The sequence below is a fragment of the Parvibaculum sp. genome (assembly GCF_049651025.1).
Classification (GTDB): domain Bacteria; phylum Pseudomonadota; class Alphaproteobacteria; order Parvibaculales; family Parvibaculaceae; genus Parvibaculum.
On record NZ_JBASBH010000019.1, the window covers coordinates 1 to 25,970 of the forward strand.

Annotated in this window: 29 protein-coding genes; 13 read left to right on the forward strand and 16 right to left on the reverse strand. The window is 59.2% G+C overall.

Annotation, left to right across the window (positions count from 1 at the left end):
• Positions 1–371, reverse strand: a 371-nt coding sequence (locus WA943_RS02220) for a Rieske 2Fe-2S domain-containing protein (protein ID WP_424468203.1), incomplete at its 3' end; no start/stop codon positions are given.
• A gap of 291 nt (positions 372–662) precedes the next feature.
• On the opposite strand from WA943_RS02220, the gene WA943_RS02225 reads away from it, so the two are divergent.
• From WA943_RS02225 to WA943_RS02235, 3 genes are read left to right on the forward strand one after another with little or no spacing between them, the layout of a single operon-like run.
• The gene (locus WA943_RS02225) at positions 663–1,079 is read left to right on the forward strand and encodes a MucR family transcriptional regulator (protein WP_424468204.1); all 417 of its coding nucleotides are present in this window, start codon (positions 663–665) and stop codon (positions 1,077–1,079) included.
• 21 nt (positions 1,080–1,100) lie between these two features.
• Positions 1,101–1,697, forward strand: coding sequence for a PAS domain-containing protein (locus tag WA943_RS02230; RefSeq protein WP_424468205.1), 597 nt, complete (start codon positions 1,101–1,103; stop codon positions 1,695–1,697).
• Between the two features lie 60 nt (positions 1,698–1,757).
• Entirely contained in the window at positions 1,758–2,210 is a 453-nt protein-coding gene (locus tag WA943_RS02235) for a hypothetical protein (RefSeq protein WP_424468206.1), read from the forward strand.
• Here WA943_RS02235 and WA943_RS02240 read toward each other — a convergent pair whose 3' ends face one another.
• Positions 2,211–2,780, reverse strand: a complete 570-nt coding sequence (locus WA943_RS02240; protein ID WP_424468207.1) for a helix-turn-helix domain-containing protein — start codon at positions 2,778–2,780, stop codon at positions 2,211–2,213.
• Between the two features lie 147 nt (positions 2,781–2,927).
• On the opposite strand from WA943_RS02240, the gene WA943_RS02245 reads away from it, so the two are divergent.
• Positions 2,928–3,347 carry a helix-turn-helix domain-containing protein gene (locus tag WA943_RS02245; protein ID WP_424468208.1) on the forward strand — a complete coding sequence of 140 codons (420 nt, stop codon included), beginning with the start codon at positions 2,928–2,930 and terminating at the stop codon, positions 3,345–3,347.
• Positions 3,344–4,129, forward strand: coding sequence for a DUF6456 domain-containing protein (locus WA943_RS02250; RefSeq protein ID WP_424468209.1), 786 nt, complete (start codon positions 3,344–3,346; stop codon positions 4,127–4,129). The genes WA943_RS02245 and WA943_RS02250 overlap by 4 nt, the downstream gene beginning before the upstream one ends.
• 5 nt (positions 4,130–4,134) lie before the next feature.
• On the opposite strand, the gene WA943_RS02255 is transcribed toward WA943_RS02250, so the two are convergent.
• The 3 genes from WA943_RS02255 to WA943_RS02265 form a co-directional block, all read right to left on the reverse strand.
• Complete coding sequence (locus WA943_RS02255) at positions 4,135–4,554, reverse strand: SufE family protein (protein ID WP_424468210.1); 420 nt, start codon at positions 4,552–4,554, stop codon at positions 4,135–4,137.
• A 135-nt stretch (positions 4,555–4,689) separates the two neighbouring features.
• Entirely contained in the window at positions 4,690–5,100 is a 411-nt protein-coding gene (locus tag WA943_RS02260; RefSeq protein WP_424468211.1) for a DUF5330 domain-containing protein, read from the reverse strand.
• Between the two features lie 328 nt (positions 5,101–5,428).
• A complete protein-coding gene (locus tag WA943_RS02265) occupies positions 5,429–6,532 on the reverse strand; it encodes a hypothetical protein (protein WP_424468212.1) in 1,104 nt (367 codons plus the stop codon).
• Between the two features lie 208 nt (positions 6,533–6,740).
• Between WA943_RS02265 and WA943_RS02270 the strand changes: the two genes are divergently transcribed.
• Complete coding sequence (locus WA943_RS02270; protein ID WP_424468213.1) at positions 6,741–7,082, forward strand: DUF1491 family protein; 342 nt, start codon at positions 6,741–6,743, stop codon at positions 7,080–7,082.
• 7 nt (positions 7,083–7,089) lie between these two features.
• On the opposite strand, the gene WA943_RS02275 is transcribed toward WA943_RS02270, so the two are convergent.
• Positions 7,090–7,380, reverse strand: a complete 291-nt coding sequence (locus tag WA943_RS02275) for a hypothetical protein (protein ID WP_424468214.1) — start codon at positions 7,378–7,380, stop codon at positions 7,090–7,092.
• A gap of 92 nt (positions 7,381–7,472) precedes the next feature.
• Here WA943_RS02275 and WA943_RS02280 point away from each other — a divergent pair, with 92 nt between their 5' ends.
• Positions 7,473–9,080, forward strand: coding sequence for a peptide chain release factor 3 (locus WA943_RS02280; RefSeq protein ID WP_424468215.1), 1,608 nt, complete (start codon positions 7,473–7,475; stop codon positions 9,078–9,080).
• Between the two features lie 38 nt (positions 9,081–9,118).
• Here the strand turns inward: WA943_RS02280 and ypfJ are convergent, their stop codons facing one another.
• Positions 9,119–9,985 (reverse strand): KPN_02809 family neutral zinc metallopeptidase, encoded by an 867-nt coding sequence (gene ypfJ, locus WA943_RS02285; RefSeq protein ID WP_424468216.1) that lies wholly within the window; start codon positions 9,983–9,985, stop codon positions 9,119–9,121.
• Between the two features lie 130 nt (positions 9,986–10,115).
• On the opposite strand from ypfJ, the gene WA943_RS02290 reads away from it, so the two are divergent.
• The 3 genes from WA943_RS02290 (at position 10,116) to WA943_RS02300 (ending at position 12,849) form a co-directional block, all read left to right on the forward strand.
• A complete protein-coding gene (locus tag WA943_RS02290) occupies positions 10,116–11,399 on the forward strand; it encodes a D-amino acid dehydrogenase (protein WP_424468217.1) in 1,284 nt (427 codons plus the stop codon).
• Positions 11,400–11,556: 157 nt separating this feature from the next.
• Positions 11,557–11,928, forward strand: a complete 372-nt coding sequence (gene phaP, locus WA943_RS02295) for a TIGR01841 family phasin (protein ID WP_424468218.1) — start codon at positions 11,557–11,559, stop codon at positions 11,926–11,928.
• Between the two features lie 153 nt (positions 11,929–12,081).
• Entirely contained in the window at positions 12,082–12,849 is a 768-nt protein-coding gene (locus WA943_RS02300) for a hypothetical protein (RefSeq protein ID WP_424468219.1), read from the forward strand.
• Here the strand turns inward: WA943_RS02300 and WA943_RS02305 are convergent.
• The 8 genes from WA943_RS02305 to WA943_RS02340 form a co-directional block, all read right to left on the reverse strand.
• Positions 12,846–13,364 carry a DUF934 domain-containing protein gene (locus tag WA943_RS02305; protein WP_424468220.1) on the reverse strand — a complete coding sequence of 173 codons (519 nt, stop codon included), beginning with the start codon at positions 13,362–13,364 and terminating at the stop codon, positions 12,846–12,848. The genes WA943_RS02300 and WA943_RS02305 overlap by 4 nt on opposite strands.
• Entirely contained in the window at positions 13,351–15,009 is a 1,659-nt protein-coding gene (locus tag WA943_RS02310; RefSeq protein WP_424468221.1) for a nitrite/sulfite reductase, read from the reverse strand. The genes WA943_RS02305 and WA943_RS02310 overlap by 14 nt, the downstream gene beginning before the upstream one ends.
• A gap of 34 nt (positions 15,010–15,043) precedes the next feature.
• Positions 15,044–15,382: a DUF2849 domain-containing protein gene (locus WA943_RS02315; RefSeq protein ID WP_424468222.1), complete on the reverse strand. Its 339-nt coding sequence runs from the start codon at positions 15,380–15,382 to the stop codon at positions 15,044–15,046.
• Between the two features lie 178 nt (positions 15,383–15,560).
• Positions 15,561–16,352, reverse strand: coding sequence for an ABC transporter permease (locus WA943_RS02320; RefSeq protein WP_424468223.1), 792 nt, complete (start codon positions 16,350–16,352; stop codon positions 15,561–15,563).
• A complete protein-coding gene (locus WA943_RS02325) occupies positions 16,352–17,125 on the reverse strand; it encodes an ABC transporter ATP-binding protein (RefSeq protein WP_424468230.1) in 774 nt (257 codons plus the stop codon). Before WA943_RS02325 ends, WA943_RS02320 begins: the two co-directional genes overlap by 1 nt.
• 10 nt (positions 17,126–17,135) lie before the next feature.
• Positions 17,136–18,179: an ABC transporter substrate-binding protein gene (locus tag WA943_RS02330; RefSeq protein WP_424468224.1), complete on the reverse strand. Its 1,044-nt coding sequence runs from the start codon at positions 18,177–18,179 to the stop codon at positions 17,136–17,138.
• A 113-nt stretch (positions 18,180–18,292) separates the two neighbouring features.
• The gene (locus WA943_RS02335) at positions 18,293–20,083 is read right to left on the reverse strand and encodes an ABC-F family ATP-binding cassette domain-containing protein (RefSeq protein WP_424468225.1); all 1,791 of its coding nucleotides are present in this window, start codon (positions 20,081–20,083) and stop codon (positions 18,293–18,295) included.
• A gap of 75 nt (positions 20,084–20,158) precedes the next feature.
• Positions 20,159–22,165: a transglycosylase domain-containing protein gene (locus tag WA943_RS02340; protein ID WP_424468226.1), complete on the reverse strand. Its 2,007-nt coding sequence runs from the start codon at positions 22,163–22,165 to the stop codon at positions 20,159–20,161.
• 199 nt (positions 22,166–22,364) lie between these two features.
• Here WA943_RS02340 and WA943_RS02345 point away from each other — a divergent pair, with 199 nt between their 5' ends.
• Positions 22,365–22,820 (forward strand): YcgN family cysteine cluster protein, encoded by a 456-nt coding sequence (locus WA943_RS02345; RefSeq protein WP_424468227.1) that lies wholly within the window; start codon positions 22,365–22,367, stop codon positions 22,818–22,820.
• Positions 22,821–22,872: 52 nt separating this feature from the next.
• Here the strand turns inward: WA943_RS02345 and WA943_RS02350 are convergent, their stop codons facing one another.
• Positions 22,873–23,985: a mechanosensitive ion channel family protein gene (locus tag WA943_RS02350; protein ID WP_424468228.1), complete on the reverse strand. Its 1,113-nt coding sequence runs from the start codon at positions 23,983–23,985 to the stop codon at positions 22,873–22,875.
• A 177-nt stretch (positions 23,986–24,162) separates the two neighbouring features.
• On the opposite strand from WA943_RS02350, the gene WA943_RS02355 reads away from it, so the two are divergent.
• Together WA943_RS02355 and WA943_RS02360 are read left to right on the forward strand one after the other, a co-directional pair.
• A complete protein-coding gene (locus WA943_RS02355; RefSeq protein WP_424468229.1) occupies positions 24,163–24,699 on the forward strand; it encodes a hypothetical protein in 537 nt (178 codons plus the stop codon).
• Entirely contained in the window at positions 24,683–25,894 is a 1,212-nt protein-coding gene (locus WA943_RS02360) for a DNA-packaging protein (RefSeq protein ID WP_424468231.1), read from the forward strand. Before WA943_RS02355 ends, WA943_RS02360 begins: the two co-directional genes overlap by 17 nt.
• The last annotated feature ends 76 nt before the right edge of the window (positions 25,895–25,970 follow it).

A 25,970-nucleotide genomic window follows, 5' to 3' on the forward strand; every position in this document is an offset into this window, starting at 1 on the left:
CTCATATATATCCAGATGTTTCCCTGAATTTCTCGCACCGGATATCGCCGCACGCGGATGCGCGAAACGTCCATGTCCTGATCGGGCACGAGTGATGGAATTTCAGCACACCGTCCGTCGGCGCGAAATTTCCATCCGTGATAGGGGCATTCGACTGTAGGTTCGCCACAGCCGCTGTCGGTCGAATCGAGTAGCGTTCCGGCGGAGAGGGGCACGCCCCGATGCGGACAAATATCGCGCAAGCCAAATGCTTCGCCGTCCTGGGTGCGCCCAATCAACACTGGTTCCCCCAGCAGCACCTTTCGCGTCATCGCGCCGCGCTCGATCGACTCGGCGGGCATCGCGAAATACCAGATATCTCTCAAAAACATGGCTGCATATTCCAGTGACGTTCGTCTTCACAATATTATGATCTGCCTCGTCGTAATGAACCAGTCAGCGTTGTCGCGCGATACGTTCAATTGCGTCTCGCAGTTTTTCCACTTGAATTTTTCTATCGATTATTAGGTCGACATGGTCTGCTGTCGAGCTATGCAACTATTGATGCATGACCTTGCAATTGATATAAGGTCTAGGATTATCATTTTAGTATAGAAAATATTCTGCGACCTCACTTGTTCAAGCCCGGAATGAGGCGGCTGTGAGGTGTCGGAAGGGACGAGATGAGCGACAAAGCGGAATTAATCGATTTAACGACAGATATCGTGTCGGCATATGTCGGTCACAATAAACTCCCCCCAGCCGATCTGCCAAACCTGATTCAGAACGTTTTTGATGCTTTGACTCAGGCGTCGGGCGGTCAGGCCATGGTGGTGGAAAAAGCCGAGCCTGCAATCTCGATACGCAAGTCGATTACTCCCGATTATCTCATCTGTCTTGAAGATGGAAAGAAGTTCAAGTCGCTGAAGCGCCATTTGCGTACGCATTACAATCTCGATCCCGACGAATATCGCGAGAAGTGGGGCCTGCCGCGCGACTATCCTATGGTGGCGCCCAATTACGCACAGGCTCGTTCCAAGCTGGCCAAGAAAATGGGGCTTGGCCAAAATGGCCGCAGCCGTCGTCGCAGCACGAAGTAGCGGCAGCCGCTATGTGTCTGCTTGCAAAGCGATGCATCCCGACTCATCATCGAGTATCTGATTCGCGACGCTTCATCTGAAGCTATTTGCGATCGCGGGGGGCGCGTGCTGACACCACAAGATCAGGCAATTCGAGCCCAGCTCATCATCCCCGAACAGCGCGAGTTGTTCGACTACTGGCGCGCGAAATGCACGGACCAGCGGTTTCCCGTGCGGGCGGATATTCAGCCTGCAGAGATTAAATCATTGCTGCCCTCGATCAGCCTGCTCGATGTGCTGGGGCCCGAGCCGCTTCATCTGCGCGTCCGCTTGGCGGGTACTCGTTTGCGTGACTATTTCGGTATCGAGACGACAGGGCGCTGCCTCGACGATTTTGAGCTGGGTGATCAGCGCGGCTACTGGGAAGCCGCCTATCGCGAGGTGATTGAGGGCGAGCGGCCTGCGCAGGGCGTGGTGCCGTTGGTTCCCTGGGCTCAACCCCACGTTTTCCAGTTCTGGCTCCGCTTGCCGCTGGTTGATGCGGATGGCCGCATCGTGATGGTGCTGGGCCATGACGCTTTTCTCCAATCGGAAAAAGCCCACGCGCTCGCCAGCCGCGCCAATCAACGCATCGCTTGAACGCGGGCGATTGTTCAGGCCACACTGAATCTCCACGAACACGCGAGGCCGGAGGTGAGCATGCGCATTCGGGCGATTTCATCGGTGACGCTATTTGCTGCCGTGCTTCTGGTTGCAACGCCGACATTCGCTGTCGAGGCGGCAAAGCTTCAGAGTGGTGAGCACGTCATCCGAAAGGGAGAGGTGGCCGAGTTCAAGATTGCCTCGAATCCCGCCGTGTCGACCGAGCTTCACGCCTCGTGCAAAATTTCTGCGGGAGGCAGTGCGAGCCTGACGTTTGACGGAGAGCATTACGTTCCCCTGTCTGAGCCGACAGTTGGCGACGTGGTTACGCTATCTGCTGGCGAAACACGCCAATATGATCTTGCGGGTACGGTTGAGGCGAATAAGGGCGATGCTTATATCGCTTTCATATTCACGGATGTCCCTGCCGCCGTTTGCTTTCCGGGCATGCAGTGCAATGGGGCTGCTGCAGGCGCGCAGGAGGTAAAGGTCTCCTGCAGCAGCAACTAGTCAAAAATAACGGATAAGCATCACAACGGGTGCGACCCAGTCTGGCGTCGGAAGTGATCTGACCAGCGCGCCTGGCTCAGGAGGTACGAGCAGATAACATCCGTTATCGGATGAAATAAATCGCCCAAAGCCGCTTGCTTCTCCCTCAATTTCTACGAAGCAGTCGCGCCCGAGCGCCATCGCAACATGTTCAGGCGCCATGCGGTCGGCGATGAGCAGGTCACCCGCGCAATAAATTCCAACATTTTCTCGAATACGAAATGCGATCGGGTCGCGAGCCGGCGCATCCAGCATGACCGTGCTCTCGCCTGATGTGGGCGTTGATGAAAGGGTGCCGGCTCGACCGATCTCGCCCATGCAGGGAATGCGCATCTGCGCTTCCCGCTCGTCGATCAGGTCTGAAACCTGTACGCCGAAAGCATCGGCAAATCGCCGCAACCAAGCGACGGAAACCGTTATATCCGCCGTCTCCAATCGCGAGACCGTGGCTGCTGTCGTTCCGAGACGCTCGGCAAGATCCGATTGGGTGAGCCGTCGAAGCTTGCGGAAATGACGTATCCGGGTTGTCACAGCGCAGCCTCCCAAGTCTGTCCAAAAGCTTCAAATTTTACGCAAATTTATCCCCGGCACATGCGGGACACGTAATTTTTCCATAGGAACTTAATTATGTTCTCGTAATGTTCCTATCGTTGTGTGTCAAGGGCTGGAGAGAAGAGAATGTTGAACATTGGTGGGGTCGGGCGGCATCAGGCTATCGGGTTTGTGGGGGCTCTGCATGTGCCGTCAATCTCAAGGACGGAGCGGCGCCAGCGGCGGGATATCGAGCATGCCGCGCAAGTCGCCTTGACGCAGGAAATGATCGCCTGCGCACTCGATGTCTCAATCGCGGAAATGCGTGCGCCGACGCGTCGGCGGGCGCCAGTCGCCCATGCACGCCAGATCGCCATGTATCTGATGCATGTCGCCTTCGGGTTCAGTCTTTCAGCAGTAGGGCGACATTTCGGACGCGACAGGACGACCGCCGCTCATGCCTGCCGACAGATCGAGGATCGCCGGGACGATCAGGATTTCGACTTGCTGCTCGACAGGCTCGAATATGCCGTTCGCACCATGCCGCTCAGCGGGTTGCGGCAATGACAATCATTTCAGAGCGCGAGTTTGAACGTGAAGTGCGGCGCGTATTCCATCGGTTTACGGAGCCCGAAAGCTACGTGATGCGCGCGGGCGATGCCGGGTTCGGTGTCTTCGTTGCCCGCAACAGTCACCGAAAGCCGGTGTTGGTCATTAGTGAAATTTATTGGGAGGCGTTTGAGCAGCGAGATCTTGTGTGTGTCGCAGAAATGGCAGGCGGCAATAAAGCCTGGCGCCCGAGCGAAGTTGGTCTTGCCTATTGGCGCCGCCTTGATGCGGCTGCCGACCCTTTTCGTACGCAGCATCAACTCCGTGTCAGGAAGAATATTTCCATCGACGGCGCTGCGGTTACTGTCGAGATGAACGAAGCCGAGACGTCGCTCGGGTGGCTGCGTCGTCGCAAAGGCGCGGATGGCAAGCCGCTGATCAGCGAAGCACAGGCCGAAGCGGGCGAGCGGCTGCGAAGAGATTTCACGCTGGCGCAGATGGCCCCGCGTGTCACAGCCGACTGGTCAATGGCCCTGGGCCCCGATGGGAGTGGTCGGCGGCCGCGCGATCCTGCGGAAGTGACCGATCGGGCGATCGCTGCGCGCCAGCGCCTCGCAAAGGCACTTGATGTTGCAGGCGCAGATCTGGCTGGTGTTCTGGTGGAGGCATGCTGCTACCAGCGTGGTCTGGCCGAAATCGAGCGCAACTTTGGCTGGCCGCAACGTGCGGGCAAGGTTGTGCTTCAGATTGCCTTGGACAGGTTGGTCGCTCACTACCGTCTAGGGGTGATGGCTCAGTAAGAACCTTACAGGCGAGGTTCGTGTGCGAGTTGGGTGTTGGCGTGGGCTTTCACCCGCTCGACCATTGAGTAAAGGCCGTTGGACCGCTGAGGACTGAGATGTTCGTTCAGTCCAAGCCGCTCGAAGATTTCACGCGCGTCAATCGCCAATATTTCGGTTGCCGTCCGACCGGAATAGATTCGTAGCAGAATGGCTATCAGCCCGCGAACAATGAAGGCATCGCTGTCGCCGCGGAAAACAAGGCGCGCACCGTTGGCTTCGCTGACCAGCCAGACCTGGCTGACGCATCCTTGAACCTTGTTAGCTGCCGAATGTTCCTCGGCGCTCAACGGATCGAGGTCTTTACCGAGCTCGATGACGTAGCGATATCGCTCCTCCCAATCGTCCAGGAAGGAAAAATCTTCAATCAGGGTTTCGATGCTCATTTGGTGCTCTTTCGTGCTCTCTCAGGAGATAGCGGTCGGGAGCTGAATGCACAAGCGCCGCCCGGCGAAAAGCCGGACGGCGCGACGAGGCCGAAGATGCTCAGGATGGGGCTTCCGCGGCAGTCTTGATGTCGTCTACACGCCTGCCACACGCGACTGGGGCGCATGCTTGGGCGAAGCGAGTGGTGGGGCGTCGTCGCTGGCTGCCGGGTCTTGTGCTTCCCGGGCCTTTTCCGTTAGCCAGAGAAAGGCTTGGCTGCCGTAATAGGCGCCCTGTCTGGCGACATGTGAGACGACAGCATGCCCTCGATCACAAACCTGAGGGTTGCGATTGCAAAAGCCTAGCAAGTCTCCCGCCGATTGCGCGGCAAGGGACAGCATCTCGCCCGCATTCACATCATCAGCCGGAGTGGCGTTTGATTCCGTCACATAGCTGGCGGGAGAAGTGCCGGCGTTGCCGTTTTGCGCCGTGGCCTGGTGGCCTGCTGCGGGCAATAGGAAAGCCAGCACTGTGAGCCAGAAGGCAGCTCGCAGAATGAACGACATGAAATGCTCCTTTCGTGTCTAGTTGGCACGAATTTACGGCGCACTCGTGGTTGGGCAGTTAAATTAAAAGATAAAATGATCAGCTTTGTAATAATTGGATCGACTAATACTTTATATGATTGCCTTTTTACTGATATTATATTCAGGTATTTACTTGAATTTTTGGATATTTTTTTAAAATTACTTCGAAAATTCGATTATCATTTTCCTCGAATTAGAATCGGACTTGTTTCAAATTGCGTGCATCTCGTCGCGTGCCAATTTGCAAACAAAAAGCCCCGCAGAGGTGAATCCGCAGGGCTTTGGCGTGTCGTGTAACCGGGAACGATCAGTGAGGCGTTGCTCCAGGGGCGGGCATGACGGACGCCCAGCAAGTTCTCACTTCTTCAATGGCGTGCGTACCTGTGCACCAGGCCTCTTCTGAGGGGAAGTGCGCCGCCGCAATACACTGGTTGAGATTGAGCCTCGCCCAATTGAGGCAAGTGGATGTCTCGTCCCGGCCACCTGCGGCGATCGGGGTGATTGGCGCCGAAATCACCTCGCGTGCCGCCTGAGCGAGAATTTTTGTCATCACGGTCGTCGAATAGGCCTGCGCCTCGGAAATCGGTGAGAGGGCCGCAATGACGCGTCCGACGGTGGGGGAGGGCGAGGTCGCTTCGGCTGTCTTGACGACTGGCTCTGCCGGGAGCGGCTCGTTCATGCCCCACTTTTGCTTCTGGAATTTCATTGCAGTGTCGATGAACCGCTTGCGCAGTTTCGCCATGCGGTCATTTTCAGTCGAGGCCGAAGCCATAACAGCAGTGATGGCATCGCCTGCCCCATGAATTCGAAGCACATAGTCAGAGTCTTCGAGTGAGGCGAGAACCTTGGCCTGACCATTGACACGCACTTCATCGCGGACGCCTTGCGCGAACAGCTTGCTTTGCGCAGCCGCCATCGCCCGGATGGCATACCAGCCAGTCGCCATCGTTTCCGGCTGCGAAAAGCGCAGCGTACTGAGCACGCGGCGCACTTCCTTGGGGGTGTTGAGTTTGCTTGCTTCCGCCACCTTCATGCCATCGTCAAACTTGAGATAGACGCCTGCAAGCTGGCTGATAGGCACGCTTGGGGATATCGCGCTAAGACCTGCGCGCGGGTCGATCGATGCGACCTGGACGCCTGCATGGCGAGGGGAAATGAGCGGGATCGGGATACCTGCACTCGCAATATTGGCGTCTACCAGACTGCCTGTCGCCAAAGCGGCGGTCGCATCCGGCGCCGCCACTGGTGCAGTCGCTGCCGCTACGGGCGCGGCCTTTATCTTGTCGAGAGCTGCAGTATCGCCCTGTACAACGGTGCAACCTGGCAAGACAGCCAGCAAAAGTGCAGCGCCCAAGCTGTATTTCAGGGCTATCCGGCGTGCGGTAGCGCCTTGGCTCGAAACACTCGACATAATAAGAAACTCCCCTCTGGGTACCGACCTCGTTTGACGCATTGAGTGACGCCCGGGCGCTCAGATCAAATATGGCTGTGCGATTTCAGGGCGGTCCCCAACCGTGTTAACGGATCGTTTGCAATTCTAGTGCCCGTCCTGAAATTCGGCAAACGCATAAAGCGGTTAAGGTATACGGGCATCTCGTGTGAGTGGCTGGGAGTCGTCAATGGAAACCGCGCCTCGACTGAAGGCGGAAATCTGGGTTAAAGCGCTGATCCGACGCTGCGAGGTCGCAGGCGCTGCCGCTATGGTCGTGCGCCGGGGGGATTCAACGTCTGGCACTGTGCTTGTGAAGGTGAACAGGCTCGACCGCACGGCAACGGTCTATGCGCCCGCCCGGGCCGGTGATGGCACCCTGATCTGGCTCGCCGGTACAGGAGCCGCGCCGGTGCCCGAACCGGATGCCGACTCCTATGTAGAGCGACAACGCAAATTCGATCCCGATCTGTGGGTTGTCGAGATCGAGGATCGTGAAGGGCGCCATTTCCTTCAGGAGCCGCTGGGTTAAAGCGGCTTCAGGGCCGCATGAACATGAAATCCTCGTCCGGATCGAGGTGTTCCACGGCGGCGAGAAGCTCGCTTTTTATGTCTTCGTGAGAGCGGGTCTCGCGCCACATGCGAAGCACTTGTTCGAACATGACGCGCCCTAACACGTCGGTCGGGATCTGAAGTTCGGCGGCTTCCTTGAGTGCTGCCTCTACATGCGCGGTCACAATGTCGCGGGCGGTGGTCATCGTATGTTTTGCCTTGGTTCGAATGTCGCTGTGCGGAGCTTGGCGGAATGTCCAAATTGGCGCATCTGTCATGATGTCGCGCCGACTCGATGCTCGCGCAGGCAAGATGACAGAACGCCCTTCATTAGAGTAGGGTCCGGCCCCAATCGGAACTGGAGATAAGTTTGAGCACGATCGAGGCCGGCAACCATGGAAGCATCGGAGCCGACGTCCGCAATCGTCGGACCTTTGCAATCATTGCACATCCTGACGCGGGCAAGACGACGCTGACTGAAAACCTGCTCTTGATGGGCGGGGCGATCCATCTTGCGGGCCAGGTCAAGGCTCGCGGCGACAGTCGGCGTGCGCGCTCGGATTTCATGAAGATCGAGCAGGAGCGCGGGATTTCTGTGTCCTCTGCCGTGATGACTTTTGAATATGAAGGCATCACCTGCAACCTTCTGGACACGCCCGGCCATGAGGATTTCTCCGAAGATACTTACCGAACGCTGACGGCGGCTGACTCTGCGATTATGGTCATCGACGCCGCAAAAGGCATCGAAGCGCAGACCTTGAAGCTCTTCGAAGTCTGTCGCTTGCGCGACGTGCCTATCATCACGTTCATCAACAAGATCGACCGCGAAAGCATGAGCCCTTTCGACTTGATGGACGAGATTGCCACCAAGCTCGCGCTCGACACTGCTCCGATGGTCTGGCCGGCAGGTGCCGGCGGATTGCTGAAAGGTATTTTCGATCCGGAACATGATCGCTTCGTGCCTTATGACCGCGCGGGCGAGGGCATGGAGGCAACAAGCCTTTCGGGCAGCGAAATCGCCAACTATATGAGCGCCGAAGAACTGGCGATGTTTCGCGAAGAGATGGAAATCGCGCGCGAAGGTTCGCCCGCTTTCGATCTGGAATCCTATCGGGCCGGGCATCTGACCCCCGTCTATTTCGGCAGCGCGCTCAGAAAGCTGGGCGTGCGCGAATTGCTGGACGCCGTGAAGCGTTTTGCACCGATGCCGCGCCCGCAGCCTTCTTCAAAGCGCCTTGTGCAGCCGGATGAGCCCAAGGTTTCGGGTTTCGTCTTCAAGGTGCAGGCGAATATGGACGCCAATCACCGCGACCGTATCGCTTTCATGCGCATTTGCTCTGGTCGCTTCAAGCGCGGCATGCGGATGCGGGTTTCGGGGTCCGGCAAGACGATCGGCGTTCACAACCCGACGCTCTTTTTTGCGCAGGATCGCGAACTGGTGGATGAAGCGGTCGCGGGGGACATCATCGGCATCCCAAATCACGGCACGATCCGCGTCGGTGATACGCTGACCGAGGGTGAGGACTTGACCTTTACGGGCATTCCGAACTTCGCGCCGGAAATCCTTCAGCGCATTCGTCTTGACGATCCGATGAAGGCAAAGCACATGCGCCGCGCCTTGGAGAGTCTCGCAGAAGAAGGCGTGACGCAGGTCTTCAAGCCGCAGCTTGGCGCGAACTGGATCATTGGCGTTGTCGGGCGGCTTCAACTCGAAGTTCTCGCGGCGCGCATCGAGACGGAATACGAAATCAAGGTCGGTTTCGAGAACGCGCCTTTTGAGACGGCGCGTTGGGTGAGCGCCGAAGACCCCGCAGAGCTGAAACGGTTTGTGGATGCCCATCGCGGTAATATGGCGGACGACCGAGACGGCGCGCCCGTGTTTCTCGCCAAGAGCAATTGGGAACTCGGCTACACCGCGGAAAAGTGGCCACATGTGCTCTTTTCGGCAACGCGCGAACGTTCGCCTGCCGCTGCCTGAGCTGGGCTATCGTCATGCCCCTGAGTGATTACCTGCGATCAGAGCCCTGAAAACGTGTTGCATGCGGCAGGGTCGCCGGAATCAAAGCCCTGATGCAGCCACTGCATGCGTTGTGCGCTGGTGCCATGGGTGAAGCTGTCAGGCACGACCTGACCCTGCGTTTGCTTCTGCAACGTATCGTCACCTATGGCGTTTGCCGCGCGAAGCCCATCGTCCAGATCGCGGCGGTCGATGACGATTGCTCCGTTGGAGGCGGCTTGCGCATTGGATGCCCAGACGCCCGCGTAACAATCGGCTTGAAGTTCGAGCGCCACTGAATAGCGATTGGCTTGCGCCTTGCTGCCGGCGCGCTGCTGTGCAGCCTGCACCTTGGCTGCCGTGCCGAGCACTTTCTGCACGTGATGCCCGACTTCATGGGCGATCACATAAGCTTTGGCGAAATCGCCGGGCGCGCCGAAGCGTGATGACAGCTCATTGAAAAAATCCAGATCGATATAGATGCGTTCGTCGGACGGACAATAAAACGGCCCCATTGCCGATTGGCCCATGCCGCAGCCGGTGCCCGTAGCTTGTGTATAAAGCACTAGTGGCTGCGGCTGCCGATAAGGCTTGCCGGTCGGCTTGAGGAGCCCGGTCCAGACGCGCGTGGTCGATGTCAGGATGACGTCGACAAATTTTCCGGATGCGTCAGTCGGCGCACCCTGTCGGCCTGCGTCTTGGGTATAGCTGCCGCCGTCTTGCTGCACGACGTTGACCAGTGTCGAAGGGTCGATGCCGAAGACGAAATAGCCGATCAGCAGGATCGCGACGCCGCCAAGTCCGATGCCCCCGCCGGCACGGACACCGGGGCGTATGCCACGTCGGTCCTCGATATTGCCGCCCCGTTCTCCATCTTCCCAGCGCATATCGGCCTCACCTAATGTCGATGTTTACACATGCCCGATCTTATCGGCATGACCAGTATGGAGGAACTATGCTCGCCCTTCCATGACGGGCACCCTCGGGCGTAAAGTGGGTTCTTCTGGAGGTCCCATCTTGAAAATCGTCGTCGTTGGCGCCGGCATCATCGGCGTTACTTCCGCCTACGAGCTTGCCGCCCGCGGTCACGAGGTCACCTTGCTGGATAAGCGCGAGGGAGCGGGCCTTGAGACGAGCTATGCCAATGGCGGTCAAATTGGGGCGTGCGAAGTGGCGCCCTGGGCGGGACCCGAGGTCCCGGGCCTCGTATTGCGTTGGCTGGGTCGCGCCGATGCACCGTTCCGCTTGAAATTGAAGGCGGACCCCGAACAGTGGATATGGCTTCTGCGTTTTCTGATGCGCTGCCGTGCGTCGGCTCGCGCTCAACGTGTATTGCCAAACCTGGCACTGGCTCTACTCACGCAAGCACGAATGGATGCGATCGCAGCGCATGCTCAAAGTGAGGGCGCTCCGATTACGTTTAACGAAAATCGAAACGGCATCCTGCAGATATTCCGTCATGCCTCTGACTTGAAGGCCGCTGCGGCGGATATTGAAACGATGCGCAGCGCCGGTCTGGAGCAGAACATATGTTCCGCGAGAGAATGCGTCGATCTCGAACCGGCTCTCGTATCCGCCATTCAAAAAGGCGAAATCGCGGGCGGCATTTATTGCGCCAGCGATCGAAGCGGCGATGCGCATTTGTTCACTGCGCGCCTTGCAGAAAAAGCTCAGCGTATGGGCGTTGCATTCGTTACCGGCGCGGAGGTCACAGGATTTGAAACCCTCGGCGACAGGATTTCGGGGGTTCGCACAAAAGCATGGCTCTTTGGCGCTGATGCCGTCGTTCTTGCGGCGGGCGTCGCGACGACGGGCCTTGCACGGCTGGCGGGTTTGAGGCTTCCTGTTTATCCGCTCAAAGGCTATTCGGTGACGCTACCTGTAAAGAGCGATGTGGTGCCGTCCATCAGCATCACCGATGAAGCCCGCAAGATCGTTGTCAGCAGGCTTGGCGACAAGCTGAGAACGGCGGGAACGGCAGAAGTCTGCGGCTACGACACGAACATCGAAATGCTTCGTGCACGGTCGGTTTTGGCGGCTACGCTCGACATTTTCCCGCAGATGAATGAAGTCGCGGAGGAGGCGGTGTTCTGGACCGGCCTGCGTCCCATGAGCTCGGATGGCAGCCCAATTATTGGGCAGGCCGGGCGCTTCACGAACCTCTATTTGAACACCGGGCATGGGTCGCTCGGTTGGACATTGGGGGCCGGCAGCGCCGCCGCTTTGGGCGATTTGATCTGCGGCACCGCGCCGCAACTCGACCTAACCCCTTTCAACTTAAAGAGATTTTACTGGACCTAGGTCCATGGACACGCATTTTTTGTGCAGCGCACAAAAACCTCTTGACGCTAGGGACATGTGCTTCTATTTGATTGTGCAGCGCACAAATCCTGAGCCTCGATTTGTGCAGAGCGCCGCCTCCACAGGAGCAGCGCCCAACGCAAAGCAGGAGATATCCATGACGGAAGCTACGACTGCCCCGAAGGCCAAGAAGACCGTGAAAGCCAAACCCGCTGCGAAGAAGAAGGCTGCCGCCCCCAAGGCTGCGCCGAAGAAGACGCAGACCCCGATTGAGCTCGCTCAAGGCATTATCACCGAATTGACGCGCGCCAATTTCGAAGAAACCGTTGAGACCGCCAAGGCCGTTCTGAAGTCCGGCGATATTCGCGCCGCCCTCGAACTGCAAAATGAATTCATTCGCGCGTCGCTGAAGCGCAATCTCGATGCCGCCCGCGAGATCAACGAGATCGCCGTGTCGGCCGTGCGCGAAGCTTCGGCCCCCTATACCGCGAAGTTCACCGACGCGTTCGAGAAGTTCCGCGCCGCCTGATCTAAAGTCGCGTTAAGGCAAAGTCTGTCCTGTTGCGTAAAGGCCCGGCGTTCGAAAGAGCGCCGGGCTTTGTATTTGTTGGAAGATTTTCTTAAGACTTGAAGCGCGCCAATTTTTACGCGCGGCTAACCAACGCCGACTATGTTCGCATCCATGATGCGCATCAGATCGCCAGCGGCCTCGACGAGAGTGAGCTTTGCAGCCATTGCTGTATTGCTGCTGTCCGGTTGTGCTCAAGACCCGGATTTGGGCCGCTACCGGCCAAATGTTTTCGATAGGGTCCAGGCGATTTTTGCCGGTGAGCAAGGGGTCGATACGCAATTGCCCCTCACCGATGCGGAAGTGGGGCTTCGCCAACTCGCTGCGAACCTCATGTCCGAACGGCCTGTGCCCGATGACGATTATCTTTCACGGCTGGAGAATCTCAATCGGACGGAGGCTTCGGCTTCTGCAAGTCTTGCCTATTACTTGCGCCTGAGGGCCCGCTACCCGACGAGCCTGGCCGCGCTGGCAAATGCGCTCAGCGACGATGTGATGTCCGACACGACGTTGATGGGGCAGTTCACAGCGATCTGCAGCGAAATCAATGCGGCAGATCAGGCACGCGCCGACAGCTTGCATGGCGCGCCGACGAGCACGACGACCATTGCTCTTGACGATCCAGCGTCTTTTGTGAACCTGCATCCGCGACTTGAGCAGAACGGCTATCTGATCGATACGACGGCGGATGTCCTCGCACGGCGTCTCGTTTCATATCGCACGGCTTTGGCCCATATGCGCATCGATGCGCCGCAAATGGATGAGTTTGCGGGTGTTACGGCAGCGATCCGGCGAATGGACGAAGCATTGGCCACGCTGGAAAGAGAGGCTGTCCGCCATCAGGCGATCGAAGCTTTCGCCTCCGGCCGCCCGCCGATTTAGCCTGCTTTTCGCGACTCGGCATTGGCCGCAAGTCTCTGGCGCAACGACATTACAGTCGGCCCGCCATCGGCTCCCGGCTGATAGCCATGCGAGAACGTGCCGATCGATTCCTTGTAAATCTCGGCCGTGATGTTGTCGCGGACTTCCAGTGCATCAAATCCGCAACGCACCAGAAAATAGAACTGGTCACGCAGCACGGCACCCACGGCCCGTACTTCGCCCTTGTAGTCATAGCGTTCGCGCAGGATACGCGCATAGGAAAAGGCGCGGCCATTGCGGTAGGCCGGGAATTCAAGAGCGACAACATCAAAGCTGTCGAGATGATCGGCGATCAGTGCTGGTTCCTCTCCGCTCTTCAGGCGAATGCCGAGTTTGCCGCCGCGAGCGAGAAGGGCGTTCTGCTCCTTCTTCCAACGGTCGAGACTGACAATAATGGGACCGTCGGGTATCGGCGCATCATCGGCAACCGTTGTCCATGCATCGGCGACGAAGGTGCCGTCCTTAATTAGCTGCATAGAGGTTCTCCTTGAACGGCTGCACGCCAACGCGGCGGTAGGTGTCGATGAAGATTTCGTCGTCTCTGCGAATTTGCAGATAGGTGTGAACGATCTTGTCGATCGCATCCACGATCTCGCCTTCGGTGAAGGCAGGCCCGACAATATCGCCGACAATGGCGGTTTCGTCCGCCGCGCCACCGAGCGTCACCTGGTAATGCTCGACGCCCTTCTTGTCGACGCCGAGGATACCGATATGGCCGACATGATGATGGCCGCATGCGTTGATGCAGCCCGACATGTTTACATGCAGACGCCCGATCTTCTGCTGAAGATCGATATCCTGAAACCGCTCGGAAATACGCTGCGCAATCGGAATCGAACGCGCATTGGCGAGGTTGCAATAGTCGAGGCCGGGGCAGGCGATCTGGTCTGTGATGAGACCGCCATTTGCCGTCGCGAGCTGGTGCGCGTCGAGCGCCTTCCAGACCTCATAGAGATCCTGCTTGCGCACATTGGCGAGGCAAAGGTTCTGCTCATGCGCGACGCGCACTTCGGAGAACGCATATTTGTCGGCAATGTCGGCGACAGCGTCCATCTGATCTGCCGAGCAGTCGCCGGGCGTGAGGCCGGTCGGCTTCAGCGAGACGTTGACGATCGCGTAGCCCGGTATCTTGTGCTGCGAAATATTGGACTTCATCCAGTCGGCGAAGTTCTTGTCTTTTGCAATCAGCGCATCGATTTCCGGCGTGTCGTCAGACAGGGTTTCCCAGGCAGGAGCCGCGAAATATTGTCTGATCCGCTCGACCTCTTCGTCGGGCAGTTGAAGAGTGCCTCTTTTCTTGACCTCTTCGAACTCCAGCTCGACCTGACGCCGCATCTCGTCGACGCCGATTTCATGCACGAGGATCTTGATGCGCGATTTGTAGAGATTGTCGCGCCGTCCGAACATGTTGTAGACGCGCAGGATCGATTCCAGATAGGCGAGAAGATCCTCGCGGACGACGAAATCGGAAATCTTCTTGCCGATGATAGGCGTGCGGCCAAGTCCGCCACCGACCCAGACTTCATAGCCGATCTCGCCCGCTGCATTCTTCACAACCTGCACGCCGATATCGTGCACGCGGATCGCAGCGCGGTCATGCTCTGTCGCCGATACGGCAATCTTGAACTTGCGCGGCAGGAACGAAAATTCGGGATGAAAGGTCGACCATTGGCGAATGACTTCGCAAATGATGCGCGGGTCTTCCAATTCACCCGGGGCAGCGCCAGCGTGATGGTCCGATGTCGTATTGCGGATGCAGTTGCCCGAGGTCTGAATGCAATGCATTTCAACCGAGGCAAGCTCGTCGAGAACCGCCGGAATATCCTTCAGCGCCGGCCAGTTGAGCTGGAGATTCTGGCGTGTCGTGAAATGCCCATAGCCCTTGTCATATTTGCGCGAAATTTCCGCGAGCTTGCGGAGCTGGCGCGACGAAAGCGTGCCATAGGGAATTGCGATGCGCAGCATGTAGGAATGGAGTTGCAGATAAACGCCGTTCATAAGGCGCAGCGGCTTGAACTCGTCTTCCGCCAATTCGCCGGACAAGCGGCGCGCAACCTGTCCGCGAAATTGCGAGACACGCTCGTTCACCAGCTTGTGGTCGAATTCGTCATACCGATACATGAAACTTCCTTGCCTGCTTTAAGCCATGCCGAAATCAGGCATGAACTCCTTCGAGTTCCGCCTGCTTGCCAAGGTCCGTTCTGACCGTCGGACCTGCCTGGCGGATCGCCTCGCGTACGCTCGCGGCGCGTATGCCGGCTTCGGTCTGCTCGACTTCAAAGAGATAGACGTCGAGCACCTGATTGCCGGGTTCAAAGAACACTTCGCCGCGCGCCAGCAGGGCTTCGGCAGCTTCCTTGCCATCCGCAACTTCTGCGTCCTGCAGGGATTCCGACCAGCTATTGTCCGCCGTCAGATAGACGACGATCCCGTCGATAAGGCGGTTCGCCGTAACGGCCTGATACTGGGCGCCTTTGCGCGAATGCTGGGCCAACAAGCCCTCCATGAGGTGCGAATGCGGAAGCAGAACCTGCTTGTAAAGGCCTGCTTAGTCTTTGTGTAACATGGGATTTTTTGTAAAGCGCGTCAACCGCGGTGTAAAAATTTATTATTCACAATTAAATAAAGTAAATTTTGGGATTTTTGGCCCATTTCCTAGCGTTTTTTGAGGCTCATTCCTCCCGTCTGACCGCGCTCTCGTGCCAGCGCCGCAGCAGAAGGTGCTCAACCCAGGAAAGGCCAAAGAAGATCGAAATCCCCAGCGCCGAAAGCAGCAGCAGCGCGGCGAACATTTTGGGGATGTCGAGCCTGTTGCCGGCCTCGATGATCCGCCAGGCAAGCCCTGTCGAGGTGCCCGATCCGGCGACGAATTCGGCGACGACTGCGCCGATCAGCGCGAGGCCGCCGGAGATTTTCATCCCGGCAAGAATATAGGGCAGGGCGGATGGGAGCTGCAGCTCCGTCAAAATCTGCCAGCGGCTCGCCCCGTAAAGCCTGAGCAGATCGCGCAAATTGTGATCGGCGGAACGAAGGCCGAGTGTCGTATTCGACAGGATCGGGAAGAAGGCGACGATCCAGGCAAGAAGGAGCAGCGCGAGTTGCACGCGATCGAAGCCGACCCAGATGAGGATCAGCGGCGCGATCGATACGACGGGCGTCACCTGTAAAATGATCGCATAGGGAAAGAGCGCCATTTCGACGAGGCGGCTCTGGGAAAAAAGGATCGCAAGGCCAACGCCGCCAATGGCGGCGAGGATGAAGGCGAGAATTGTAATCGATAGCGTCACCCATAGAGAGGCCATGAGTGAGGCGAAGTTCGTAACAAGGCTCGCCCCTATGCGGCTCGGCGCAGGCAGGACAAATTCCGGAATGCCATTGGCGCGCACAAGAAGCTCCCACAGCAGGAGGAAGGCGATGCCAACCAGCGTGGGAACGAGCAGGCGAAGGAGGCGAGAATTTTCCATCACGCCTCCGAACCTTCGCGAAGTGCTGCCGAAATTTCGGCGCATCTTATTACATAGTCATGGGACTCCCGGAAAGCGCGGCCGCGCGGGTAGGGCATGTCGACCGAGATGTCGCGAAGAAGCCGGCCCGGACGCGCACCCATGACGAGCACGCGCTCAGAGAGAAAAACGGACTCGTAAACGCTATGCGTGACGAAAACGACGGTCCAATTCTCCGCCTGCCAAAGCTCCAGAAGATCGTCGTCGAGTTTCTCGCGTGTGAATTCATCAAGCGCGGCGAATGGTTCGTCCATCAACAGCACTGGCGGGCGCATGACGAGTGCCCGCGCAATGGAAACGCGCATGCGCATGCCGCCGGATAATTCGCGAGGGAAGGATTGCGCGAAATCGGCAAGCCCGACACGCGTCAACGCATTCATGATCCGGGGTTCCGCATCTTGCCGCGATACGCCGCGAAGCTTCAGCGGGAGGAAGACGTTTTCAAAAACGCGCGCCCATGGCATGAGCGTCGCGTCCTGAAAAACAAAGCCGATATCGTCTGGACGAATGCCGTCAGGGCCGCCCCAGGCAAGCGCGCCGGAACTCGGCGTGATCAACCCGGCGATGATCCGAAGCAATGTGCTCTTGCCGCAGCCCGACGGACCGACAAGCGAGACGAACGATCCCTGCGCGATCTGCGTGCTGACGCGGTCGAGCGCGATGGTTCCGCTGCCGTAGGTCTTGCTGACACTCTGAAGGTCGATCAGCGGTGAAGCGTATTGATTGTTCACAATGCCGAACGTCCTATTTCTTTGTCAGCTCTTTCTTGAGATCGATACCGACACCGTGATTGACGAATTCAAGCGTATAGGCGCTGTGAACATCGATGCCCTTGGGGAAGACACCTGCCTTGGACATGGTGTCGTAAAATTCCTGCCAGCGCTCTTCGGTCATTGCGCCGATGCCCAATGTTTCTGCATCGCCGGAGTCTATGATGCCATAGGCTTTAAGCGTTGCGATGCCATGCAGGAGCAGCTCGTCGGTCATTTCCGAATTGTCGGCTTTGATGAGTGCATTCGCAGGCGATGGATCGCCGTAAAGATAGTCGACCCAGCCCTTTATGCTGGCATCAACAAATTTCTGCACGACATCAGGATGATCGGAAATCATCTCGTCGGTTGCCATGATGAAAGCGCCGTAGCCAGGATAGCCGTTGTCGGCGAGCAGGAAAACCTGCGGCTTGATCTTGCCTTCCTTCTCGACCGTGTAAGGCTCGGACGACAGATAGCCTTCCTGAATTGCATTCTTGTCGGTGAGGAAGGGCGCAAGGTTGAAGGTGTACTTGCGGATCTGATCGTCGGTGAAACCATACTTCGCTTTGAGCCACTGCCAGAAGGAACTGACGGTTGCGTCGGCGACGAGGATCGGTTTGCCCTTCATGTCGGCAATGGATTTTATGTCATCGCGCGGATGCGTGATGAGCACTTGCGGATCCTTCTGGAAACTTGCCATCACGGCTTTGGAGCCGGCCTTTGCAACGACGACGTTGAGCGGGATGAAGCTGTTCGATCCCATGCCGAATTGTACGGTGTTCGTTGCAAGAAGCTGCGGCACGTTTACGCCGGGGCCGCCTTGCTGAATCTTGACGTCGAGTCCCGCGTCTTTGTAATAGCCTTTGGCGAGTGCCTGATAGAAGCCGCCATGTTCGGCTTGCGCCTTCCAGTCCGTCGCGAAGACGATATGCATTCCGCTGCCTTCCAATCGCTGGCCCGGACGAATGGCAAGCACGATTGCGACGGCAATGATGACGACGGCAGCAAGCCCGCCCAGCAGAAGATTGCGGTTCATAAGAGAGGCCCCCAGGAATGCATTCCGAATTGGCGGCAATGCTATCAGCCGAAAACACGGAGTGCTACCCGTCGAACCCGTCTGTCTTCGGGAGAGTTACCGATTGGCTAACCTCAGGAACTTGAAAGCTCTTCCCGTTTCATTTCGAGTTCGAGCCACTGCTCTTCCGCATGGGCAAGGTCGGCACGAAGCGCGTCGTGGCGCGCGGTGATCTTGGCGAACTCGGCAGGGTTGCGAGCGTAAAGACCTGGATCGGCAAGCTGGGTTTCGAGCTTGGCAATGTCGCCCTGAAGCTTGGGCATTTTCTCGCCGAGCTCGTCGAGAAGGCGCGCATCCTTGTAGCTGAGCTTGGTCGTTGTCTTGACGAGGCGCTCGGCCTTGGGTGCGGCACCGGCTTTCAGCGCGGACTTGGCGGTGGCGACGCGGTCGCGGGTGAAGCGGAGCCAGTCGGAATAACCCCCGGGATATTCCTCGGCGCCGCCCTCGCCATCAAGTGCGACGACGGAGGTGACAACCCGGTCGAGGAAGTCGCGATCATGGCTCACAAGCAACACGGTGCCGTCATAGTCCGTGAGCATTTCCTGCAAGAGATCGAGCGTTTCCATGTCGAGATCGTTTGTCGGCTCATCGAGCACGAGAAGGTTCGACGGTTTTGCCAATGCCCGGGCGAGGATAAGGCGACCCTGCTCGCCACCCGAAAGTGCCTTTACGGGTTGACGTGCCTGAGCCTCGCGGAAGAGGAAATCTTTCAGATAGGAAACGACGTGACGCGGCTGACCGCGCACCATCACCTGATCGCCGCCGCCTTCGCAAAGCGTATTCCAGAGCGTTGCTTCAGGATCGAGGGAGCCGCGCGTCTGGTCGACGATAACCGGGGACAAGTTTGTGCCGAGGCGCACGCTGCCCGTATCGGGCGGAAGAATGCCCATCAGCATCTTGAGGAGCGTGGACTTACCGGCTCCGTTCGGACCGATGAGGCCGACCTTGTCGCCGCGTATGATGCGGGTGGAAAAATCGCGGATAATTGTCCGCTCGCCAAACACTTTGGAAATATTCTTCGCCTCGACGACGAGCGTACCCGACGCCGCGCCGGTTTCGACGGCAAGCGCCGCGCGACCCGTCTGCGCGATCTGCTGGGCGCGTTCCGAGCGCATGGAATAGAGACGGCGCAACCGCCCCTGATTGCGCTTGCGCCGGGCGCTGATGCCTTCGCGCGACCATTGCGTCTCCTGAAGGATCAGGCGGTCGAGCTTGTGCTGGACGACTTCTTCATCGGCCAATATCTGCTCGGTCCATTCCTCGAACTGCGAGAACCCCTTGTCGAGACGGCGGACGATGCCACGATCGACCCAGAGGCAACCAGCCGTCAGCCTGCGGAGGAATGCGCGGTCATGGCTGATGAGAATGAAGGCGCCGCGAAATTGCGATAACCGTTCTTCGAGCCATTCGATGGAGGGCAGGTCCAGATGGTTCGTCGGCTCGTCGAGCAGAAGAATGTCGGGATCATCCGCCAGCACGCGCGCAATGGCTGCCTTGCGCGCTTCGCCGCCCGAAAGCGTCGCCGTCGTCATGGCGGGATCGAGGCCGAGCTCGTCGAGAATGGCTTCGGCCTGATGCTTCTCTGCGCCCGCCGCCGTCACATAATCGAGAATGGTCGCCGCCTTGCCGAAATCCGGCATCTGCGGCAGATAGGAAACGCGCGTGCCGGGCTGCAGAAAACGCTCGCCGCCATCCGGCTCGACAAGGCCGCCCGCGATCTTCAGCAGCGTCGACTTGCCCGCGCCATTGCGCCCGACAAGGCAAAGCCGGTCGCCCGCCGCCAAGGCAAAACCCGCCCCGTCGATCAGAACCTGATCGGCGAAAGCGACACGTATATCACGAAGGGCAAGCAGCGGAGGCGCCACAATAGTATCCGAATGTGATTGAACTGCCGCCTGTATGGCCTATCGGCCCCGAGGTGGCAATGGCTCAGGATGCCGCTACCTCGGCCTGCCGCCGCCCGGCAGCAATGCCGGTTCGTTGCGGCGGGGGCCCGCGCTCAGGTTGTTGTCACGCGGCTCGACGCGCGGTGCGGCATTGAAGAGGTCGGCGAGTTGCGACAGGAAACCCTTGATGGGGGCGTGCAATTCTTGCGCGACGGGCATTTCTTCATATGCGCCGGGAAGCGGCGCGGGCGGCACGCCGGTTTGCGAGGCTTTTATATAGCCGCGCCAGGCGACGGCGGCGAAGTTGCCGCCCGAGGCACTTTTCATCGGCGTATTGTCGTCATTGCCGAACCAGACGCCTGCGATCTCATTGGCCGTGTAGCCGATGAACCACGCGTCGCGATTGTCCTGGCTGGTGCCGGTCTTGCCGGCGGCTTCGCGGTCGCCGGGATCGGCGCGAAGGCCCGTGCCCTCGGTGATGACGCGGCGAAGCATATAGGTCATCGCATGAGCGTTTGCCGGATCGGTGACGCGGATGGTTGCAGGCGTATTCTTGTAAAGCGTCTCGCCCTCAAGCGAAGTGATTTCGGTGACGCCAAAGGGGACGGCGCGGCGGCCATCGGTGGCGAAGGTTGAATAGGCGGAGGTGAGCTCGAGCAGGGTCACTTCCGAACTGCCAAGGGCGATCGAGAGGTTCGACTGGATCGGCGAGACGATGCCAAGCCGCGCTGCCGTATCGGCAATGTTCTTGACGCCGACATGCTCTGCAAGCTTCACCGCAACCGTGTTGATCGAACGGGCGAGTGCTTGCGTCAGCGTGACCGTGCCTGCATAGCGGGCATTGGAATTTTTCGGCGACCATTCGCCAAGCGCGATGGGCGAGTCTTCTATTTCGGAAGTGGGCGTGAAGCCCTGCTCAAGCGCCGTGAGATAGACGATGGGCTTGAAGGCGGAGCCGGGTTGGCGCTCGGCCTGCGTCGCGCGATTGAACTGGCTTTCCAGATAGGATTTGCCGCCGATCATGGCAAGGATCGCGCCATTGGGCGCGAGCGCGATGGCCGCGCCCTGACCGACGCTGCGGCCGCTGCCATTGTCTTTCAGTGCATCGCGAATGGCTGCTTCCGCCGCGCGCTGGCGCTTGGGGTCGAGCGTCGTTTTGACGATGAGGCGGCCATGCGCTTCAGGCAGAAGGCTGCGCACTTCGCCCGCGACCCAGTCGACGAAATATTGCGGACCATCGCGCTTGTCGCGCGCGGCGACGACGGCGGGATGAGCGCGCGCGCCTGCGACTTCTTCCGCCGTAAGGTCGCCATTGCCGACGAGGCGGTCGAGAACCACGGAGGCGCGAGCCTGCGCAAGGGCGAGATCGTTGGTGGGCGCAAAACGCGAGGGCGCTTTGGGCAGGCCCGCAAGCACGGCAGCCTCGGCCAGCGACACATCGCGCGCGCTTTTGCCGAAGTAATAATGTGCGGCGGCGTCGATGCCGTAATTGCCTGCGCCCATATAGACGCGATTGAGATAGAGAGTGAGAATCTCGTCCTTGGTGTAATTGCTTTCAAGCCAGAGCGCGATCAGCGCTTCCTGCGCCTTGCGCCAGAGCGTGCGGTCGCTGTCGAGATAGAGGTTCTTGGCTAGCTGCTGCGTGATGGTGGAGCCGCCTTCGACGAGGCCGCCCGAACGCATATTGACCCAGGCGGCGCGCGCAATGCCGCGAAGGTCTATGCCGAAATGCGAATAGAAGCGGCGGTCTTCGGTGGCGACGAACGCCTTGACGAGATAGGGCGGAAGCTCGCCGAGCGGCACGATGGGCGCGGAGCTGCCGCCACGGCTGCCGATCTCATTGCCTTCCGCATCGAGCACGGTGAGCGCAAGGGCGGCGGCGGGGCCGGCCTCGATGTCGCGCTGGAGTTTGGGAACGGTGACGAAGACGAGAAGGAGCGCGGCAAAGACGCCTGCGGTGAGCATGAATGAGGCAAGCCGAACCCCGAAGCGGAGCTTGCGCCGCCTGGCCGGGCGCGCGTCTTCCAGCGTCTGCTCTTCGTCCTGATGGTGATCCGACAAGATTGTGTTCCCAGCCCCGTATGTTCGTTCAGCCTGTTCAACAGGCAAGCGCCGTGCCGTTCGCGGACGGGCCCAAAATCAACTATTCCCTTCATTTGTGCCCGTAATGGGGCAGGAATGGGAGGGGCGGGGGCGCAATTGTGTTTCAACCGGGGACAGGACTTGACCAGCACCCGTGAACCGGGCTTTTGTCTGCCGCATGAGCCGGGAACCTTTCTGGAAGCGCAAGACGCTCGCCGAAATGAACCGCGCGGAGTGGGAATCGCTCTGCGATGGTTGCGCGAAGTGCTGCCTCGTCAAACTGGAAGACGAGGACACGCTGGAGATCCTTTTCACTGACGCGGTCTGCACGCTGCTGGATGGAAACACCTGCCGCTGCACGGATTACAAGAACCGCTCGAAGCGTGTGCCCGACTGCGTGCATCTGACGCCGAAGGTGATCGAGGAAGTGACGTGGATGCCGCCATCCTGCGCTTACCGCCTGATCGCGGAGGGCAAGGATTTGCCGTCATGGCATCCGCTGGTTTCGGGCGAGACGGAAAGCGTCGTGCGCGCGGGCATGTCCGTGCGCGGCCGCGTGATCTCTGAGGACGATATCGCGTTCGAGGATATTTGCGACCGCATCGTCGATTGGCCGAAGCTCATCGCCGACTAAAAAAAACTGCGGGGGATGAGATATCCCCAGTTGGCAGCGCACCGCTCCTTACCTATCTTCGATCCATCTCTGGAATTGTATCTTTCGCAAGCTCGACCCTTTGGACGGGGAGGGCGTGGGGATGTTCGCGCTGCAGGAAATCGATCAGCTTTTCGCGTATTTCGCATCGAAGGTCCCATGCATCGCCGGATGAAGCAGCGCTGACCAATGCGCGCACTTCGATGGTGCGCTCTTTCGTGTCGCTGATTTGCAATTTGACGACATCGCCGTCCCAGAGCGGCGAAGCCTTGGCGAATTCGGCGAGCTTTTCACGCAGCCGCTCGATGGGCGCGGTGTAATCGAGGTGGAGATAGACCACGCCGATGAGCGAGGCGCTGTGACGCGTCCAGTTCTGGAAGGGATGTTCGAGAAAATAGGCGAGCGGCACGATGAGCCGCCGCCAGTCCCAGATTTTGATGACGACATAGGTGCTGGTGATTTCCTCGACGCGGCCCCATTCGCCTTCGACGATAAGGGCATCGTCCACCCGGATCGGCTGCGTCATGGCGATCTGAACGCCGGCTATGAGATTGGCAAAGAGCGGGCGCGCCGCAAGACCGACAATGAGACCGGCGGCACCCGCCGATGCGAAAAGGCTGACACCAAATTGACGGACGGACTCGAAAGTCATCAGCGCGGTTGCCGCGGTGATCAGGACGATCATGGTTTCGAGTGCGCGTTTCAGAATGCGCGTCTGCGTCACGTGCTTGCGGGCGAGAAGATTGTCGACTTCATCGAGGCGGAAGCGGCGGAGATAGAGATCCGCACTCAATTCGCAGGCAATAATGGTTGTCCAGCCGATGAGGATGATAAAGGCCGCGAGCAGAATTTGCGCGACACGCGCCGTTGCCTCGTCGCTGAAACCGGCAAGCGGCAGTGCCGCGCCAAGAAGAAAGATGACAAGAGCAAGGCGCGAGACTTTCTGGGTGCGCCCAAGCAGGGATGAAACAAAGGAATAGCGCGAGCCGAGAAGGCGGCGCACAGAGCGAATGATGAGCCGATGAAATGCGAGCGCGACGAAAGCCGCAAACAGCATCAGAAGAATGCCGAAGAGTGGCGCGGGCAACCACGTCTGCATGGCGATGCGCCAGGTGTCGAGAATGTTCGCTATATCGGAACTTTGCATTTCGCCTCTTTTGAAGGGGGATGGAGATATCCTCCATTATAAGCGTAACGCTCCAACCACATATACGGTTCATCTGGAGAGGTGCGACTGTTCGTTCAGTCGATATTGAATTTTTGAACGTGAGCGAAGAAATCCCCGCTTAACAAGCGCAACGCTCGCAACCATCTGTTGGTGCATATGAAGAAGTCTGCCTCACGCAAGGGTGAGCCCGATTGGGAAACCATCCGGGCACGCTATGAAGACCTCGCGCAATCGCTGGCGGAGATTGCAGCAAGCGAAGGCGTGGCCTGGCAGAAAATTTCGAGCTATGCGAGGCGCGCGGGATGGAAACTGCGCCAGCCTCCGAAATCCGAAGCGCGCCGCGCCGCCGATCTTGCAGGTGCGGCGCTGATGCCGACGAAACTTGCATCGCGATTGAAGCGGCTCATTGCGCGGGAGATCGACGCGATTGAAGGCGAGAGCACGCAGGATCGCCCGGCACTGGAAAGGGAGCGCGACGCGCGCCGCCTTTCGACGCTGGTGAAATCGCTCGAGAAGCTGAACGACATAAAAGCCGCGAAAGAGAAACGTGAACCGAAATCCGCCGATGAGCGAAACGGCGACGGCGACATGCGCGCCGAGCTTGAGCGCCGCCTCGCTCGCCTCTCTGCCGGAAGCGGAGCGGCAGGCGTTTCTTGCGAGCCTGACGCCGCAGGAGATGGCGTGGCTTCTTGACGAGTGGAGCGTCTGGGCGCGCGACGATCAGATTGCGCCGCCGGGTGAATGGACGACATGGCTGGTGCTTGGCGGTCGCGGCGCGGGCAAGACGCGCGCAGGCGCCGAATGGATACGCGGCCTTGCGGAGCGCGGCGAGGCGGGGCGCATCGCGCTTGTCGGGGAAACATTCGGCGATGTGCGCGAAGTGATGATCGACGGCGCATCGGGGCTTTGCGCGCTAGGCGGCACGAACCGTCCGCGCTTTGAAGCCTCGCGCAAGAGATTGCTCTGGCCGAATGGTGCGGTGGCGCAAGCGTTTTCAGCGTCGGAGCCGGAGAGTTTGCGCGGGCCGCAATTCGACGCGGCATGGGCGGATGAGCTTGGTAAATGGCGACACGCGGAAACGGCATGGGACATGCTGCAATTTGGATTGCGGCTCGGGACGCGCCCGCGTCAGGTTGTGACGACGACGCCGCGCCCGGTGCCGATCTTGAAACGGTTGCTGGCCGACGAGACGACGGCGGTGACGCGGGCGAGCACTTACGCCAACCGCGCCAACCTCGCCGATGCGTTCTTCCGCTCTGTGATCTCGCGCTATGAGGGCACGCGGCTCGGGCGGCAGGAGCTTGATGCGGAATTGATCGAGGATAATCCCGACGCGCTCTGGTCGCGCGAGACGATCGACAATGCGCGGGTGCGGGCAGCGCCTGAGCTTGTGCGCATCGTCGTCGCCGTCGATCCGCCCGCGACGAGCGGGCCGCAGGCGGACGAATGCGGGATCGTGGTGGCGGGGATCGCCGATGACGGGCGCGCCTATGTGCTTGACGATCGCTCGATGGGCGGGCTGACGCCGCTTACCTGGGCGAGCCGCGCGGCGAAGGCGTTTCGCGACCACGAGGCGGATCGCATCGTGGCCGAAAGCAATCAGGGTGGTGAAATGGTTTCGACCATCATGCGGCAGGTGATGCCGACCGCGCCGCTGCGGCTTGTGCGGGCGACGCGCGGCAAGCGCCTGCGTGCCGAGCCTGTGGCGGCGCTGTACGAGCGCGGATTTGTTTCGCATGTCGGCGCGCTGGCGCGGCTTGAGGATCAGATGTGCGATTTCGTGCCGAGCATGGGGAAAAGCCCGGACAGGGTCGATGCGCTCGTCTGGGCATTGACGGACCTTATGCTCGATGCGGAAGCGGGCGCGCCGAAGGTGAGGCGGCTTTGAGGAAGAGATTGGCGGGGCGCTTCCTCGCCCCTCTCCCCTTGAGGGAGAGGGAGGGGCCCGCGCCGAAGGCGTGGGA